Origin of the sequence: Methanococcus voltae (assembly GCF_017875395.1) — an archaeon.
Classification (GTDB): Archaea; AGJL01; Methanococci; order Methanococcales; family Methanococcaceae; genus Methanococcus; species Methanococcus voltae_C.
The window spans coordinates 372821-390704 of the sequence record NZ_JAGGMO010000001.1 but is presented as its reverse complement, the minus strand read 5'-3'; the positions used below and the strand labels follow the sequence as shown (position 1 = coordinate 390704).

Here is a 17884-nt window from a genome sequence, read left to right as displayed (position 1 = left end):
ATCTAATAATGAAAAATACCTTAATTTGTAAAAATAATATAGATAGTATTATAGTATAATTTTTATACTTTTTTTATTTATATGATTCTATATTATGGTATATTTCTTATTTTCTTATTTTCTTATTTTTTTAATTAATCTTTTTTCTCTTTGACTATTTTTTCAATTACGGTGTTAGATGGAACTGCCATAATTTTGGTTTCACAAAGTCTTACGATTTTACCCGTATTCCTTAATTTATTTTTTAAATCTGTAAGGACTTTAGCATAGTCATCATCTATATCTCTTTCAAGGTCGATAGTGTTTGCAATAACTAAGTAACCGGCTTCAACCAATACTGAAATTTCAGTAGAATCTTTGAAATCTTCAAGTTCGCAAACTTTTATTTTTACTAATTCATTTCCTTCGTAGGTTTTAACAGGTAATTCAATGTATTCTTCTATAGGTACAGGACTACTTGGTTTCAAGGTTTCTGTTGATGATATCATTTTTTTTATTTTTTTAAACATTTTAGGACACCTATCTCTTCAGTATTGTTATTATTACATTAATTAATTCGTTAATACCTTCATAAGACATTGCAGAAGTGAAGTATACTTTATTATTTAGCCTTTCTTCAATGGCGATGGTTAAGGAATTTCTTTCAGAAGAGGATAATAAATCACATTTATTTACAATAACAATTATGGGTTTTTGATACCTGTATTTTAAAAGGTGATGTAATTTTTCAAAACTTTTGAAAAGACCGTCTTTTGCATCGATAACGTGAATTATCATATCTGAGCTATCTATCTCTTCAAAAGTTTTTTCTAAAACATTGCCAACCATTACAACAGATTTGTCTTCACCAGAGTATAAACCCCCCAAATCAGCAAAGGTTATATCTGCAAATTCTGGATTTTGCTTTAATCTACCTATTTTTAGCTTTCCCCAATATTTTCGAACTGGTTTTTTTGTGGTACCGCCCACTTCTGAAACTTCTGAAATACTTTTTCCAAATATTTTATTAACAATAGATGATTTTCCCGAATTTTCAGGCCCCATCATTGCTATTTTATACTTTTTAATATTATTATTCATCTTTTTTCACTATTTTGATATATTATATCTATATAGTTAAATTATGATAGTTATAGAGTTATATAATTTACGATATTACATAATTATATAATTATACAATATACTATAATTTATACTATTTGATATGTACTTAAAAATGCTTTTTTAATATAATTTATAGGTTATGTTAATATATGCCCAATATTTGCCTATAATATATACTAAGATATCCATTTAATTAATTAGTTGGTTAAATATACGGATATAAAGTTTTAACATTATAAATATTTTAAATATGTAAATAGAATTGATAAATAATACTATATAATTAATATTAATAATTTATGATATGATTTTCACTATTTTTGTATATTCCATATAATTTCATATAATTTTATATAATTTTATATAATTTTATATATTTTATACAAATAGGATTAAAAAAATAATTTTGATTAACTCATTAAAAAATCAATAAAGAAAATGGAAATTGATATGTTATTCGAATTTAATTTAGAATGTAGTTACTTTTCCATCAATAATTCTTTCAGTAACTGTTTGTACATTATCGAGCCATTTTTGAGCTACTTTTTCAATTTCACCATTTAAACCTTCAACTGTAAAGCCTTCCGCAGGTATGATTTCAATGCTTAACATTTTTGGTTCGTTAATTGGTTTACCAATTTGGCTTAAGATTCTGATTTGACATTCTTGAACGCCTTCAATTTTAGCAACATCTTCTGCAACAGTATTTGCCAATATGTTGTATATCTTACCAATGTGGTTTATTGGGTTTTTACCGCTTGTAGCTTCCATACTCATAGGTCTGAATGGGGTAATTAATCCGTTTGCTCTGTTTCCTCTACCTACTGAACCATCGTCACCCATTTCTGCAGATGTACCGGTAACAGTTAAGAAAATACAGTCTTTATCATCGTCAGCTGTGTTTATGTATACTTCAACTTCGAAGTCTCCAGCGTACTTTTTAGCGTTTTCTTCAACTTTTTTCTTTGCAATTTCTTTAACTTTGATGTAGTCGTCGCAAGAATTGATGTATTTGTCCACAGCACCCATAGCAATAGTTAAAGTTACTTTCTTCTCTTCTCTTAATCCCATAACTTTAATATCTTCACCAATTGCAGGAACTTCTGCTTTCATAGCATCTGAATTTAATAATCGTTCTGTTTCAAGTACTAATTTTTCAGTAATACTTAATGGAGCGTGTCCAACACCAAATGATGTATCGTTAGCGTGTGGTATTGCGTTTCTTTCTCTATCGAATACTTCTACTAAATCAACTGAACCTTGTCCTATTCTGCAGTCTACAATTATATCTCTTTCTAAATCCGCATTTCTGATGGTTTTCTTTAAGTATTCTCTTGCAGCGTTTACTGCAGTAGAGTTAACTGGTAATTTTATAATTTCTCCAGTTTCTTTATTTAATACTTCCATTGTAGCTCTACCAGATAATAATACATAGATAGGGGTTATCATTTCCCCGCCACCAAGTTGAGGGTATGCGTAACCACCAACCAATTCAACTTGGTCAGTGTTGTGGTGTAAAACTACACCTAAATGTTCTTTGTACATTTTACATAACGCAACGCTAACGCTTTCTGCAACACCGTCGCAAATACTGTCCGGGTGGCCAATACCTTTTCTTTCTACAATTTCAATAGGGGTTTCGTTTATTGGAGCTCTTTCTAATTTTTTAACAACTATATTTGACATTTTATCACCATTTTTGGTATGGAGTGATGTAGATTGTTAGATTACAGGGCTTCGGTTTTAAGTCTAATCCTGCATTAAATGATTTTGTTATAAAAATAATCTATTTCTAATTTAAAAAAATTATAGACTATTAAATAATACTGTTTTTAAACTTTTAATATTATAACTTATTTTTATATATAATATTTGTTATTTTTTTGAAATGTTAAAATATTCAATACATACTATACTTAAAAGTATATATAGTAATCACCTTTAAAAAATATTTTATATCTCAAAATAATAAACTATGGTACAATATAATAAAATAGAAAAATATTTTAATTTTAATTATAATTTTCGATAGGTTTTTTCAAGTATTCTCAATTTTTTAACTATTTCTATGGAGTTTTGCCCTAATATCCATATCATAGGTTCTATTTGATGTCCGCCTTTGTTATATATTATATCTAACGTACAGTCGAAATTTTCTTTGAATCCTATAAAGTCATACAGTATTTCATTTTTACAGTATTTACAGTCACTACAATTTTCACGGTCTTTAGGGTTTATTTTATTACATTCTTCTTTCAAATCATCTAATAGTTCATTTTTTTTCAAATTTTTAGAAAATGGTGCTTTATTCAATAAATTAGTAGATAATATATCACGAATACCATCTAAATCTTCTTTTAATTTTTTTAAATTATCTACTTTTTCATCTTCTATTTCTTTTAAATTAGTGGACTCATTTAATCCATTTAATGGATCTGTTTCAGTTGAATTATCTTCAATACTTTCAATATCTTTACCATCTTTACTATTTTCATTATTTTCTAAATCTTTTTTAAATTTATTATTCTCATTTTCCATTTCGCTAATTTCTGTATCGGTTTTAGTATCCATATTTAATGTATCCATACTTAAATCTAACATATAATTTTTTTCTTGGAATCCAATATATTTTTCAATTAGATAATTTTTAAATGCGTTATCTATCCCAATACCTACTTTACGTATGTTTTCAAACCCATCTGTTTTAAAATGGCTAATGCAGAATACGCCGTCTTCTTTAAGCTTTTCCATAAGTTTTTCGTTAAATCTAACGCCCATTGTAGCTCTTATTTTGGGGTCGTATTTATTGGCTGTTATTATAACATCACTTAATATTTTAGATGCCCCAAATTTAAACTCGCCTGCTTTGTGATATCCGCCAGTATCTTTATCTTTTATTATTCTACCTGAAAGGGCACATACATCGTAGCGGTTTTTCGGTAATATTGTACATTCACCAATATTTGAACCAACATCGGGAATTAAAGTATATTTGATGTTTTTTAACAAAAATAACGAATATTCAAGATTTTTATAGATGGTTTTTTCGTTAATAAATAAAGGATTTGTATTGTAACCATATCTAGTTTTTTTTGCATAGATAACCGAACCAAGTACCAACTTTTTTGCATTCTTTATTGCACTAATCAATGGCATTCTAGTGGAGAAACCAGCAATTGCTGAAGAAAATACGCAACCGGTTCCATGGACTTCTTTATTTATTTTTCTACCGTTGAATATTGCTATTTTAGTCCCTGAGTACTTTTGTAGTGTATCATTAATCCCTGTAACTAATACACTTAGTTCTTTTAAATTTTCATCGTAGTACTTTTCTTTTTTTAATTTGGTATACATATAGTGTTTTATGAATTTGAATTCCTCGTTATTCGGTGTTATCAAATAACATTTATTGAATAAGTCCACATATAAGTCCAGTGTTTCTTTATCTGTTAATAGTCTACCCGTAGTGGATTTTATAACTGGGTCACATATTATTTTAAAATCATAGTCTTTATGATATTTTAATATTAATTCAATTGCATTTTTGGACAATACTCCCGTTTTTACGCATTTTATATTAAAATCTTCAAATATGGCTTCAAATTGTTCTTCAAGTATTTGTTTTGACACATCTTCTTTAGAATATACTTTCTGGTTGTTTTGAGGTACAAGTGACGTTATAATGGTTAATGGATTATTGCCAGTTTCTTTAATTGTTTTAGCATCAGCAATTACTCCTGCACCACCGGTGGGGTCGTAGCCACCTATTGCAAGCACATTTTTCATATGGGCACCTCAAACATTGATAACGTAGTAAAATACTTAAAATATCGACTTAAATAAATTATTTGTGTTTAATTCTTTATACATTTTTTTATAATATTATGAATATACTAATATAAAATTATTTTTAATTATGTTTTTATTCTGTGGGCGTAATTACTTGAATACCGAAATATATTATAAATGAGTTAAAAATAAACAATAATGGATAAAAAAGTAAAAAATAATAAAAAATAAAGTAACATATATTATAAAAAATAAAGTAATTTATAAATTTAATTCAACATATTCTCTTTTTATGGACGGTACTTCAGAAATACAGTCTGTTTTTACATTGTTTAGCACAAAACCATCCATATCTTTTAAATAAACTAATAAACATCCTTTAATGGTAATATTAACAGATGGTGCTTCTTTTTTCATCTTATCTACAAGTAGTAATAAATCTTTAACATATCCTATATCATCAATATTTGTTATTTCTTTAATTTCTGAAGCGTTAGAATCATGAACTATAAGTTGATGTACCATAATTTCATGAACACCGATTTTTTCCATTTCTTTTGCAAGATTTATAAGTTCTTCCCCATTATAATTTGGAATATATATACTTCTGACTATTGTATGGAAATTTTTTGTGCATAACTTAATATTTTCAAGTATGGTATTATAATTATCATTATTTGACAATTTAAAATGTTTTTCAGGATTTTTAGAATCTGAACTTAAGCTAATCATAACCATATCTAGACCTAGCTCTTTTAATTCATCGATAAGCTTTTCATTTAACAACGAACCATTAGTTTGAAGGTCACACCTTTTGCCATATGACTTTACATATTTTACAGCTTTTTTAACTTTTTCCGGGTATGTTAACGGTTCCCCATACTGGCTTATTGTAACTGCCCTATTATCTTCTATATTCCCATAAAGTCCGGCTTTTACTTCCGTTAATTTTGAATAGCAGAAAATACAATTGTGATTACACTTTTGAGTTATTTCAATAGATGGATGGTGATAGGGGTCTTTATTATTCAAATCAAGACCTTCACAGCCTACGCAATGCTTAGTTACCTTTAAATCTTTCACTATATTTTCTAATTTTTCACAAATGTCATTTCTAAGTACTATTTTCATAATATCCCTTATAATGTTGATTATTATCTTCTTTTTGAAATTTTTATTTTCAAAGTTTTAAATTTTTAAATTTTTAAATTTTAGAATCCTATAAATAAATTTAAATCATAATCTTAAAATACGATAAAAATGATATCTAATACCACATATGTGCATATTGTCAAAACCATCTTTGAATTACAATTAATACATTTATAACACTTTAAAAAAGTATCTAAAATTTAAAAATATTAAAAATATTAAAAGTGTTGAATTGTTTAATTACCTATAACATTTATCTTAATGGATATATTACTGATTACATATTTAAAAATTTTGTAAGATTTAAATCAAAAATGTTATATATCTAATAATACATAAATGTTATATATCTAATAGTTATATACCTAACTACGATATAATATCTTAAATACTATATTAATTATATAAATATACAATACTCAAAAATTAATCAAACTACTAAAGTGGTGATTATATGGAGATTTTAGAAATGGGCAACAAGCTTCAAGAATTATTAAGCTTAAAATACCCTGCAGTAGCTGTTAAGCTAGTTAAAAGCAAAGAAGAAATCCCTGAAGGATACGAAGAAGTAGAACAAGAAGCTAGACACTGTGAATTAGTTCAAACTTCAAGAAAAGAAGGTAAAAAATACTACGCACCAGTTGAAAAGCAAATGTGTAAAGGTGGCGCATATGCTATGGGAATTTTACAAAATCCTCCTAAACCACTTGAAACAGGAGTTTTATACCATAAATTAGGAAACTTTGAGACAGAAGAAGCAGCAATAAAGACTGTTGAAGCAATTCCTAAGGTAACAGAACCAATGTTTGCAGCAGTTTACTCACCAATAAATAAAGTAGATTTTGAACCTGACGCAGTAATCGTTTTATGTACTCCAAAACAAGCTTTAAGGTTAACACAAGCAATAAACTACGTAAATGGTGGAAGATTTGAAGCAGACTTTTCAGGTATTCAATCATTATGTGCAGATGCTGTGGCAGCTGTTAAAGTTAGGGGAAAAGCAAATGCAACATTAGCTTGCAATGGCTCAAGAAAATTCGGAAAAATCGAACAAGAAGAATTGATATTTTCATTCCCTCCAAAGGATTTAGAAAATATCATAAAAGCTTTAGAGCACTTTAAAGAAATTTGGGGTTAATTAATATTAATATTATCAATTAAAATCCCAAATTAATATTCATTTTAATATTCATTTTAATTTTTTTTATCACTGTATTTATTCAAATATGATATTTTTTTAGCATTCTAGCTTTTTAGTTTATTATCTGATAAATTATGTATTCATAATTCTAATAAAAAACTTTTATATTCCTAAACTTAAATAATATACTATATATAACCCATAATTACATAATAAATAGTGTATGTGAATAAAAACCTATAGAAGATAATCTAGAAGATAAATAGCGAATACAATATATTTAAATGAACAAAAGTGTACCTGTTCATATGTATCAAAATATGTATCAAATTATCAGTTTTAAGGTGAACACATGGTAAAGGTAGAAGTTTTTTCATCCCCAAGTTGCCCACATTGTCCTGCAGCTAAAAGAGTAGTTGAACAAGTAGTTAAAGAAATGGATAATATCGAAGTACTACATGTTAATGTAATGGAACATCCTGAAAAAGCAATTGAATTGGGTATAATGGCCGTTCCAGCAATTGCAATTGATGGTGACGTTGTATTTGTAGGTGCACCATCCTTAGAAGATTTTAAAGCGAAGTTACTTGAAAAAATTAATAGTGAAGAATAATAATTTTATTTATTATTTATTTTTAATATTTTATTTTTTAGCATTATTATATTGTGCTATTGTATTATTTTTTAGCATTAATTACAGAATTTTAACGTACTTTTTTCGATGAATTTCTCACAAATTTCTTCAGGTTTGCCTTCTGAATCAATAGTTCCATTATCAATAAGTATTGCTCTATCGCTTATTTCTTTAATGAAGTCAATATGGTGGCTTATTAATATAATGGTAGTGCCATACATATCATTTATCTTTTTTAAGTAGTTTGATACGTCCCGTAATGTTATCGGGTCTAAATCTCCAAATGGTTCATCTAATAATAATATTTCCGGTTGATTAACCAATTGAAGAGCAATTGCAACTCTAACTCTTTGACCACCACTTAATTCACTGGGGCTTTTGTTTAATATTTCAGAGTCTAAATCTAAAGCATTCATTAATTCATCATATGAATAAATATCTTCTTCCGAAGCATTAAATAATGATAATAATATACTCTGAGATATTCCTAATTTTTCAAGTTTGTTGTTTCTTTCAGTGTCTGGCAAATCTAAAAGTTGGTAGAGTGCGTCTACAACTGTTTCTGGTATTTTATACATTTTGGCCTTTTCTTTTGCATCAAATAATACTTTAGCGCTTTTAATATTTCTTCTGTATTTGAGTAATTCGCCTACTGTGGAATAATACGCTAATGAAAACTCTTGGTGCATAATGCCCATTTTTGAACGTAAATTCATTCTTTCCCAACCAAAATGGGATAGATCTATTCCTTTTAGGCGTACTTCTCCAGTATCGGGTAATTCTAAACCGCCAAGTATTCTAAGTAAAACTGACTTTCCAGTACCGCTCGCTCCAAGTATGGATAGTATTTCTCCTTTTTGTACTTCAAAAGATATATTTTTCAAATTTAAGGTTTCTCCACCGTTTATTACGAAATATCTTTTTGAAATATCTTTAACTTCATATATTGTTTCTATTGATTCCTTTTCAGAATTTAATGAATTTTTCTTAATATATACTTCGTTCATGTCCTTTAAAAATTCATCAACTATTTCATCAGGTTTTCCTTTTGATTTAATTTCTCCGTTTTCTAATAAAATACACTCATCACAAAGATATTTGTGTATTTCAGGCAAGTGTGAAGTCAATATTACGGTAATATTCAATTTTTTTCTTGCATTGTTTATAATCTCTAATATCATCTTTTTAGATGCGGGACAAGACATTGTAACAGGTTCATCTAATAATAAAACCCCTTCTCCTTTTTCATAGATTTTAGCTAGCTGTCTACCCATTATTAAACGCTGTTTTTCTCCACCGCTTAATATATTTGAAAAAGTATTTGCTTTATGTTCTAAACCCACTAATTTAAGGATTTCCATGGCTCTTTCTGTGTATTCGGGCATATCTTCCTCTATAGGTAAACTTTCATCAGACTGTTCACGAATTGCGTGTAATTTTCTAATAATATTGTTTATGGCAGGTTCTGCCCATAGTGCAAAATTCCTTTGCAAGTGTATCGCAGTTACATCTCTTAAGTTTTCCTTTTTCCCAAAAACTTCAATGCTTCCTTCGTTGAATTTTTCAGAGCCCCTTAATATTCTAATTAATGTAGTTTTCCCCGCTCCCGACTTACCAATAATTCCAAGTACTTTTTTAGGTTCTACTTCAAAACTAACATTATTTAAGGCTATTTTACCATCATCATATTTTTTTGTTAAATTTTTAACTACAATACTCATAATAACACCAATCGGATTATCCTTATTCTATTAATTGTCTCATCAATTATCCCGTTCATAATTCTATTTAATTATATTCAGTATTTTATTTCCTAATTCAATTCTTAGAACTTAGATACATTATAATTCTAGTCATATTTATATTTCATAGATGTAAATCACAGATATAAATCCATTTTTGTTCCAACTAATTATTAATTAATAATTTTATTGATCCATAAAGTAATTTTAATATCGATATTATAATATATTTAAACGTATCATATTGTAGAAATAGTACAAATACCATAATCTTTATATAGATATTTTTAAAGATATTTATCATTAATTATAATGACAATTTCATAAGTTAATTCAGAAATTTGTAAAAAATACATATAATCGTTTATATCTAAATTAACACATGATAAAGATTTAATATATTAAAAAAGGATTAAATAATCTCCATAAATCATAACGTAGGTGTTATTGTGGAATTACAGATGGCTTCATTTATTACAGCAGGTCTTTTAATTGTTATAGGAATTTACGGAATGTTTTTCGTCGACAATGTGATTAAAAAAATAATGGCACTTTCGGCAATTGGCGGAGGCGTAAATTTAATTTTAATTGCAATCGGTTATACTCAAGGAATAGTTCCGATAAAGACTTTGGAAGTTTCTATGCCTGTATTTTCGACTACAAGTGCATACCCATTGCCACAAGCTTTAGTCCTTACTAACATCGTGATTGAAGCATCTATGTTAGCAATAATGCTTGGAATTGCAATAGTTTTGTTCAAAAAATACGGTACTTTAAAATCGTCTATACTTTTAAAAAAGACTGATTAACTCAATAAATAGACTAAATAATTAAATAGATTATGTATCCCTTATTAAATAAAATTTAATATTATAGTATTGTTTATAATTTTTAAGTTATTTCGGTGAGTAAAATGAATTTACTTCCATTATTGGTAGTCTTCCCTATGTTCATGGCAATCGTGTTAAATTTTTTACATGGAAAAGATAAATTAATTAAATATTCCTCAATAGCATTAGCAATAATCCTTATGGCATTACCATTTATTCCGAATTATGGGTTCTATTTCTTCGGAAACCACGGATTGGTAGAAACCATGACATCAGGTATTGCATATTTATTCAATCCTGCTAAACAGCTTATTTTAATCGTACTTACATTAATAGCTTCGCTAACTTTAATTTCCTCAGCGGGTGAAAAACAGAGCGGTCTAGTTACTTCTTTAGTTTTAATGGGTTTAGCAAGTGTCACAGCAGTTGTTTTATCCGAAGATTTATTCAACATGTATGTATTTTATGAGATAACCGCAATATCTCAAACAGGGCTTTTATTGGCTACGGGAACTGAAAATTCCTATAAATCAGCCCTTAGATATCTTATAATGGGTAATTTCGCAGGTTCCATATTACTTCTGGGAATTGGGCTATTACTTTCAATATCTGGAACGTTATTTATTCCAGAAATCCACGCTCAATTATTGGCTAACCCAACTAATCCAGTAATATATGGTGGCGCTTTAATGTTGATAATTGGACTTTGCTATGGTAGCGGTTTACCTCCTTTCCACACTATAAAATCTGAAGTGTACTCCGGAGCAAAGCCTTTTATCTCAGCAGTATTACAAACATTCTCTAAATTCGTATTAGTTGCACTTATGCTGTTAATGTTTAAATTATTCTATGGTTTACCATTATTTGGAAATTTGCAAGTATTATTAATTGTAATTTCAATTTTGGGAATGGTATTTGGTGTGGTAATGGCACTTTTACAAACTGACTATAGAAAATTACTATCATACCACGCAATAAGTCAAGGTGGCTACGTAGCAGCAGGTTTGGCTTTAGGGACTCCATTAGGATTTGTTGCAGGGGTATTCCATGCCATAAATCACGTTATTTACAAAAGTGCTCTTTTTTTAGGGGCACATATTGTATCAAATGAAAATAAAACTAGTAAATTGGATAAATTGGGCAATTTATTACCCGTAATGCCATTTGTAGCTTTTATGGTGCTTTGTGCAAAATTGGCAATAAGTGGTGTACCACCATTCAATGGTTTTCAAAGTAAATTACTATTGGCAGAAGCATCTATAAACGCAAATTTGCCCGAATTAACAATTATTATGATATTGGTCAGTATTGGAACTTTTGTATCGATGATGAAAGCATTTTATATGATATATTTAAAACCAAATGGATTAAAAGATATTGAAGAGCTTAAAAAAGATTATAATAACCCTATGTTAAAATATCCTAAGTTTTCATTGCTTATATTGACAATTTTATGTATAATATTGGGTATTTTCCCAGAAATTGTCACAAATACGTTATACAATTCATTTGATAATTTTTTAAGTACTTTATAATATATTTTAATTAAATATCTTAATTAAATATCTTAATTAAAATCTTAATCAAATATTTTAATTATATCTTTTACTTAAATTTATTTTAAGTTTAAAATAAATATAAAATCTTGATATGGTGTCTTTATGGGTTATGACAAGTATGGAAAAGAGCTAGACAAAAAAAAGCACGGTGATGGAGTATCTGTAGGTGCAGTATTAACCGCAGAATTTACATTATATGGATTCATCGTACTTTTAGCAATTATGATATTTAGAATATATAGTAACGTACTTTATGGATTAATAGGTATTTCATTAACGGCTTTATTGCTATCACAATTACCTTTAGTATTTAAATTCGAAAAAGAGAATTCAAACGATATTTCAACGCAATTGTTCTGGTTATCTATGTTCTGTGGCGGTATATCGGTTGTATTGTATTTTGCTCATTAATATAAGGTGGTTTAATTGAGAAATATTATAACAAGAGATATTGCAGTATTTTTATCGTTTTTATTCTTTGGAGTTGCCATATTGTACTCTATATTTAATATTAACGTGGTAGAAGGTGTAAATGCAGTTTATACCAGTAATTATATTGTTCCCAACTTTGTAACTGCAGTATTATTTGATTGGAGAGCTTTTGACACATTAGGTGAGTGTTTAATCCTTGTAACGTCGGTTATGGTCACAGGAATGGTTTTTGGAAGAGGTTTGTACAATACCGACTTTTTAAAGTCTTTATTCTGTGAAAATACCCAAGATGGTCAAAATGCTAGTTATAAAGATGATGAAGACCATGATTTGGGATTTACTTCGATAATAAAAGTTATTACAATGCCTTTAAGTGTAATACTCATGGTTTTAGGTATTGTAACTATATTAGCAGGTCATATAACTCCAGGCGGTGGTTTTCAAGGTGGCGCTTTAATTTCCGTAGCCTATATTTTGGGAATAATCGGTTATGGTACAAAATCCCCTATTGGATTTACGCATCACTTTTTAGAGAAATTGGAAACCTTTGGAGCCTTATTTTTCATGATAATGGGTGCATTAGGGATGGCAGTATCAGGATATTACTTACTAAATATATCAGTACTTAATGGTATTCCCTTATTCCCTTCACCTCAAAATATGGGTGCGGTTGGATTAATACCTTATTTGAATATTGCAGTAGGTTTTAAGGTTTTAGCCGGTTTATCTTCAATTTCCCTGCTTTTAAGTACTAAAAAAATATTTACAAATAATTCCGGTTTAAAAAGTTCTAATTCTTAATGTAATGTAATTTAATTTACTTCAATTTAAGAATTGGCTTTTGAAAATTTTTAATAATTTCTAATAATTACCAATAAGATGAGTAATAATTATGAAATTATTTAAATCTATAAATATTATATAATATGAAAACAGGATAAATATGAGATAAAGCTATTAAAATTATAGAATACCAATAAAGTTATGAATATAATAATCGGATTTTATATTAAAAAATAATGAATTACTATTTAATGAATAATCAAGATGTATTATGGAACTTTGGCATTATTTCGGTGATAATGTGAATTTAGATATATCAAATACCTTATTAAATACGATATCTTCGCTTGATATAATGTATATATCAGTAATCGGCGTTATCGTAGGTTTTGTATTAGGTTTAAAAATAAACGAGAGACTTAAATTATTGCATTGGCTTGTATTGGGACTATTTGTGGCCTTTTTATTAGGTTCTACTCCTTACTATCAGGAAATCCCTTTTTCCCATATCTTTTTAGCAGGAATTGTTGGGGTATTGTTTGGAAATATATTTAAATCTAATTTAAAGGCGATAAAATGATTGTAACTAATTTAGATAAATGTATATCTGAACAGGAAAAAGGCTGTAACAAAAAATGTATGGAGCTTTGTCCGACTGATGCAATAAAAATGATTGGCGGAACTGCAATATCTTGCATAACTTGTGGAAAATGTGCAGAAGTCTGTCCAACCAACGCAATTTTGGAAAATGAATATGGTGGATACTACGTAGATAGAAAAAAATGCGTAGGTTGCGCCATATGTGAAAAAAACTGTCCAATTGGAATTATTAAAATGGTCGACGAAAAGGAATGTTTTTCTAAAACCTCTAAAATTAATACAGATAGAAAAAGTAATGTCTTAGAAAATAAGTCTGCAGTATCCAGTGAAAAATACCCAATAGGTATATGCGTAATGTGCGGTTTATGCACCAAAGCTTGTGATAATGCTAGAATTTACTTTAATCCAAAGGAATTAAGGACTTCAAAAAATGAAATGTTGGCAAAAAGATATGCAACCATCTATAAAGTATTGAATACTAATTTAAATACAAATTTAAAGCCAAATTTAAAAGAAGTTAATAATAAAGTTAATGGTAAAATCAATAATAAAAATGATTTAAATAAAGAATCTTTAAAATTAAAGGACGAACAACGGTATTCTATAATTATAAATTCGGAAAAATGTATAAATTGTAATAGATGTATTTATGAATGTCCAACCAACGCAATAGAGTTATTTGAAAATTTAACGAATAATGAATGTATTAATTCTAATTCAATGATTATTAACCCCCTTAATAAATTAAATTCAAAATCTGAAAAGATATCTTCTAAAAAAATGTGTACAGAATGTAACTTATGTGAAGAAGTCTGTCCTACTACTCCTAAATCCATATATAAGGGTAAGATTAGAGACGGGTGTATATTATGCACAAGTTGCATACAAAACTGTCCAAATGATGTTTTAGATATTGAAAACTTTAAGATAATTAATAAGGGAAAATCGGAAGAATATTCGAAAAATATTGAAAATAACAACCCTAATGAGTATAATAATGATATAACTTATCAAAGTAAGATATATTGTATAAATTGTGGAGCATGTGTAGATGTATGCCCAAATAACGCGTTATTGTACAAAGATGGCAGAATTTTATATAATAAAAATAACTGCACATTATGTATAGAATGCGTTAAATCTTGCCCTCAAGGTATTAGACGGGTAATTAATAAAGATTCTAAAGATTTAAAATCAAAACTCGTAGGAAATTGCGTTTTGTGTGAAAAATGTATACAAAAATGTCCTGAAGATGCAATAGAAATTGTAAAAAGGGAAATACCTTTTGAAATAATTGATGAATCTTGTATAGGTTGCGGGACTTGTGCAGAAATCTGTCCAAATGACTCGCTAACCATTTTGATAAACAATCTATCATTAGAAGACAATAACGCATCAGATTTTAAAGTTTTATTCGACGAATCTTGTATTTCTTGCCAAAAGTGTGGAATGTATTGTCCAAGAGATGTTTTACCCAATATTGCAGGAATAAAAAAGACTGTAGACAAAGAATACTCATATATACACACGGAATATGATTATTGTGTAAGTTGCGGATTATGTAATAAAATATGTCCAAATAATTGTATTGATTATGGAGCAATTGATTTGAATAAATGCGAATTATGCTCAGCTTGTGCAAATATATGTCCAACCAACGCAATAAAGACGTTTAGAACTTGGAAATAGTATTCAATTAACGAACTGAATACAATATGAATACAATATTTTATATTATATTTTATTATATTATCGAATAAGCTAAAAATTATTAAAAATGCAAATATGGCGATATTATGGACTCAGGAGTTAGAGAATTATCAAAAATATTTATTTCTGGATTTTATCGTAATTTAGAACGTATAATATTAGGTACTGGTAGATATACTTCAAAAGAAATGACTGAAAGTATTTTAAAAGGTATTGAATTGCCAGAAAATGTTTTAAAAGACATATGTATAGGTTGTGGTGGTTGTGCAAATGCTTGTCCGACTAAAGCCATTACAATGGAAAAAATTGAGCCCATTAAATTAACTGAAGAATATTCAAAAGAGTCCATACCAGTAATCGATGCTGAAAAATGCGTATTCTGTTTATATTGTCATGATTTTTGTCCTATATTCGCTTTATTTAATGAAGTTTCCCCAATACACCCAAGACACGTGGGAGATTCTAAGGAAATAAAAATAGATGTTTCAAAAGTTCTTGAAAGACCTGTTGAAATTTCTGAAGATAAAATTCAATCAATTATGAAAATATTGTCAATTAATTTAGATAATATTGTAAAAAATAAGAATAAGATGAAATAATTTATAATATTGTATAATATTGTATAATATTTTAATAATTTGAAATATTTTTTACTAAAAATAAAGAGATGGATAGCAATGTTAAAAGAAATAAGTAGAAAAAAATGTATCCATGTAATGTTAGTTTATACAGGGGGTTGCAACGGTTGCGATATAGAAGTTGTAAACTGTGTATTGTCCCCATTTTATGATGTTGAGCAATATAATGTTTTTTTAACATGGAATCCTCGTGAAGCAGATATTTTGATTGTCACAGGCTGTGTTACAAAAGCTACCTCTGCCGCTTTGAAAAAGATATATGAAGAAATGCCAAATCCTAAAGCTGTAGTTGCAGCAGGTGCTTGTGCATTAATGGGTGGAGTTTATGGAAATATTGGAGCTGATTTGGGTACCTCTGACTTTATCGATGGTCCTGTTAAAAATATAATACCTGTGGATGTGAATGTCCCAGGATGTCCCCCAAGACCTGAAGATGTAATCACCGGTGTAGTCAAAGCACTTCCAAAATTATTAGAAAAATAAAATCATACGTAAAATACGTAAAATACGTAATTTACATTAAAATAATACTAATTATTATCAATATAATTATTCTATTATTACTTTAAATTTATAATCACATTGTTTATCATATATCTTTATTTAAATTAATTATTGTATTTATGTTCAAATTATTATGTTTGGTGGTTTTATGGTATTACTCCAAGAATTGGCATCAATTTTGGGAATTCCCTTAATTGCATTTGCAATATCAACATGGATACCAGGTATTCAAAGAAAAATTCAAGCCAGAATTCAACAACGAAAAGGTCCATCTTTGGCTTCTATCGGATATTGGGGATTTTTTAAGGCTCTTTATAAACAAACAATAACACCTGTTTCAAGTATGCCTAGATTATACCATTTTATGCCAATTTTAAGTTTTTTAGTAATATGGATTATTTTGGCAATGACTTCTTTAACTCACTTCCATATATTGTCAAATGAAATAGGTATCGTAGGCCTCTTAAAAATCGAAGAAATGACTTACATCATCATGGGAGCCTTGTCATCCACCGTTATGGGAATTAGAATGCCTTTCGAAGATATCTGTAAAGGTGGAAAGGGTAAATTATCCATAAGGACAACCTTAGAGCAACTGGGTGCAGTTAGGGCTTTTAAAATGATAACTGTAGGCTCATTTCCATTTTATATCGCTACATTGTTGCCATTCATACCTCAAGGTTCTATAATGTTGAACACAGTTGTAGGAAACACCTTTTTATTCAGTTTGGGCGGTATATTAGGGGCTATAGCTTATTTCATAGGATATATAATAATGCTAAAAGAATATCCATTCTCGATAATGCACACAAAGGCGGATGTATTGGAGGGCCCTACAATGGAGCTTTCTGGAAGGTATCGAGCAATATATCTTGCAGTTAGGGAAATGTTAATGATAACATTGGGAAGTCTCTTTGCAACATTATATTTAGGAATTGCACCTGATTTATTAAACCCGATAACTGTGGTACTAAACTTTGCAGTAGCTTTAATATTCCCACTATCTGCATCAGTAATTAGTGCATATACCCCAGTTTTGACATTTAAGCAAGTTTATCCGTTATCCCTTTTGGGGACCGTAATTGGATTAATCGGCTTAATTCTAGCAATAATGGGTATTTAATATGATGCTAAATACATTATGAATTATTTTTTATTTTTTTATTTTTTTTAAATAATTTTTTAATATTATTTTCTATCCTTATTTTTTTATTTTTGAACATGTTATTTTGTAGTAGTTAACTTAATATACTTGAGTGTCTTAAT

At 28.3% G+C, this 17884-nt stretch carries 17 protein-coding genes; 11 read left to right on the top strand and 6 right to left on the bottom strand.

Annotated elements, in window-relative coordinates; translation table 11 throughout:
- Window positions 1-134: 134 nt before the first annotated feature.
- The 5 genes from J2127_RS01805 to J2127_RS01785 all read right to left on the bottom strand — a co-directional run bounded on the left by J2127_RS01805 (window position 135) and on the right by J2127_RS01785 (window position 6024).
- Window positions 135-509 carry a cell division protein SepF gene (locus J2127_RS01805; protein ID WP_209731722.1) on the bottom strand — a complete coding sequence of 125 codons (375 nt, stop codon included), beginning with the start codon at window positions 507-509 and terminating at the stop codon, window positions 135-137.
- Window positions 510-519: 10 nt separating this feature from the next.
- Window positions 520-1080: an Era-like GTP-binding protein gene (locus J2127_RS01800; protein ID WP_209731721.1), complete on the bottom strand. Its 561-nt coding sequence runs from the start codon at window positions 1078-1080 to the stop codon at window positions 520-522.
- A 492-nt stretch (window positions 1081-1572) separates the two neighbouring features.
- Entirely contained in the window at window positions 1573-2790 is a 1218-nt protein-coding gene (locus J2127_RS01795; protein ID WP_209731720.1) for a methionine adenosyltransferase, read from the bottom strand.
- Between the two features lie 330 nt (window positions 2791-3120).
- Window positions 3121-4890: a bifunctional hydroxymethylpyrimidine kinase/phosphomethylpyrimidine kinase gene (locus J2127_RS01790; RefSeq protein WP_209731719.1), complete on the bottom strand. Its 1770-nt coding sequence runs from the start codon at window positions 4888-4890 to the stop codon at window positions 3121-3123.
- A 264-nt stretch (window positions 4891-5154) separates the two neighbouring features.
- Window positions 5155-6024 carry a radical SAM protein gene (locus J2127_RS01785; protein WP_209731718.1) on the bottom strand — a complete coding sequence of 290 codons (870 nt, stop codon included), beginning with the start codon at window positions 6022-6024 and terminating at the stop codon, window positions 5155-5157.
- A gap of 475 nt (window positions 6025-6499) precedes the next feature.
- Between J2127_RS01785 and J2127_RS01780 the strand changes: the two genes are divergently transcribed.
- Window positions 6500-7183 carry a DUF169 domain-containing protein gene (locus J2127_RS01780; RefSeq protein ID WP_209731717.1) on the top strand — a complete coding sequence of 228 codons (684 nt, stop codon included), beginning with the start codon at window positions 6500-6502 and terminating at the stop codon, window positions 7181-7183.
- Between the two features lie 355 nt (window positions 7184-7538).
- Window positions 7539-7799, top strand: coding sequence for an MJ0307 family thioredoxin (locus J2127_RS01775; RefSeq protein WP_209731716.1), 261 nt, complete (start codon window positions 7539-7541; stop codon window positions 7797-7799).
- 77 nt (window positions 7800-7876) lie between these two features.
- Here J2127_RS01775 and J2127_RS01770 read toward each other — a convergent pair whose 3' ends face one another.
- On the bottom strand, window positions 7877-9541 hold the full coding sequence (locus J2127_RS01770) for an ATP-binding cassette domain-containing protein (RefSeq protein WP_209731715.1): 1665 nt from the start codon (window positions 9539-9541) through the stop codon (window positions 7877-7879).
- Window positions 9542-10011: 470 nt separating this feature from the next.
- On the opposite strand from J2127_RS01770, the gene J2127_RS01765 reads away from it, so the two are divergent.
- The 9 genes from J2127_RS01765 to J2127_RS01725 all read left to right on the top strand — a co-directional run bounded on the left by J2127_RS01765 (window position 10012) and on the right by J2127_RS01725 (window position 17741).
- Window positions 10012-10371: a cation:proton antiporter subunit C gene (locus J2127_RS01765; protein WP_209731714.1), complete on the top strand. Its 360-nt coding sequence runs from the start codon at window positions 10012-10014 to the stop codon at window positions 10369-10371.
- A 104-nt stretch (window positions 10372-10475) separates the two neighbouring features.
- Complete coding sequence (ehbF, locus tag J2127_RS01760) at window positions 10476-11927, top strand: energy conserving hydrogenase EhbF (protein WP_209731713.1); 1452 nt, start codon at window positions 10476-10478, stop codon at window positions 11925-11927.
- 126 nt (window positions 11928-12053) lie between these two features.
- The gene (locus J2127_RS01755) at window positions 12054-12362 is read left to right on the top strand and encodes a hypothetical protein (protein WP_209731712.1); all 309 of its coding nucleotides are present in this window, start codon (window positions 12054-12056) and stop codon (window positions 12360-12362) included.
- A 15-nt stretch (window positions 12363-12377) separates the two neighbouring features.
- A complete protein-coding gene (locus tag J2127_RS01750; RefSeq protein WP_245326409.1) occupies window positions 12378-13184 on the top strand; it encodes a Na(+)/H(+) antiporter subunit B in 807 nt (268 codons plus the stop codon).
- 253 nt (window positions 13185-13437) lie between these two features.
- On the top strand, window positions 13438-13746 hold the full coding sequence (locus tag J2127_RS01745) for a hypothetical protein (RefSeq protein ID WP_209590109.1): 309 nt from the start codon (window positions 13438-13440) through the stop codon (window positions 13744-13746).
- Window positions 13743-15455: a 4Fe-4S binding protein gene (locus J2127_RS01740; RefSeq protein ID WP_209731711.1), complete on the top strand. Its 1713-nt coding sequence runs from the start codon at window positions 13743-13745 to the stop codon at window positions 15453-15455. The genes J2127_RS01745 and J2127_RS01740 overlap by 4 nt, the downstream gene beginning before the upstream one ends.
- Before the next feature lie 107 nt (window positions 15456-15562).
- Window positions 15563-16075, top strand: a complete 513-nt coding sequence (locus J2127_RS01735) for a 4Fe-4S binding protein (protein WP_209731710.1) — start codon at window positions 15563-15565, stop codon at window positions 16073-16075.
- Between the two features lie 78 nt (window positions 16076-16153).
- Entirely contained in the window at window positions 16154-16597 is a 444-nt protein-coding gene (locus J2127_RS01730; protein WP_209731709.1) for an NADH-quinone oxidoreductase subunit B family protein, read from the top strand.
- A gap of 169 nt (window positions 16598-16766) precedes the next feature.
- A complete protein-coding gene (locus J2127_RS01725) occupies window positions 16767-17741 on the top strand; it encodes a respiratory chain complex I subunit 1 family protein (protein ID WP_209731708.1) in 975 nt (324 codons plus the stop codon).
- Window positions 17742-17884: the final 143 nt, after the last annotated feature.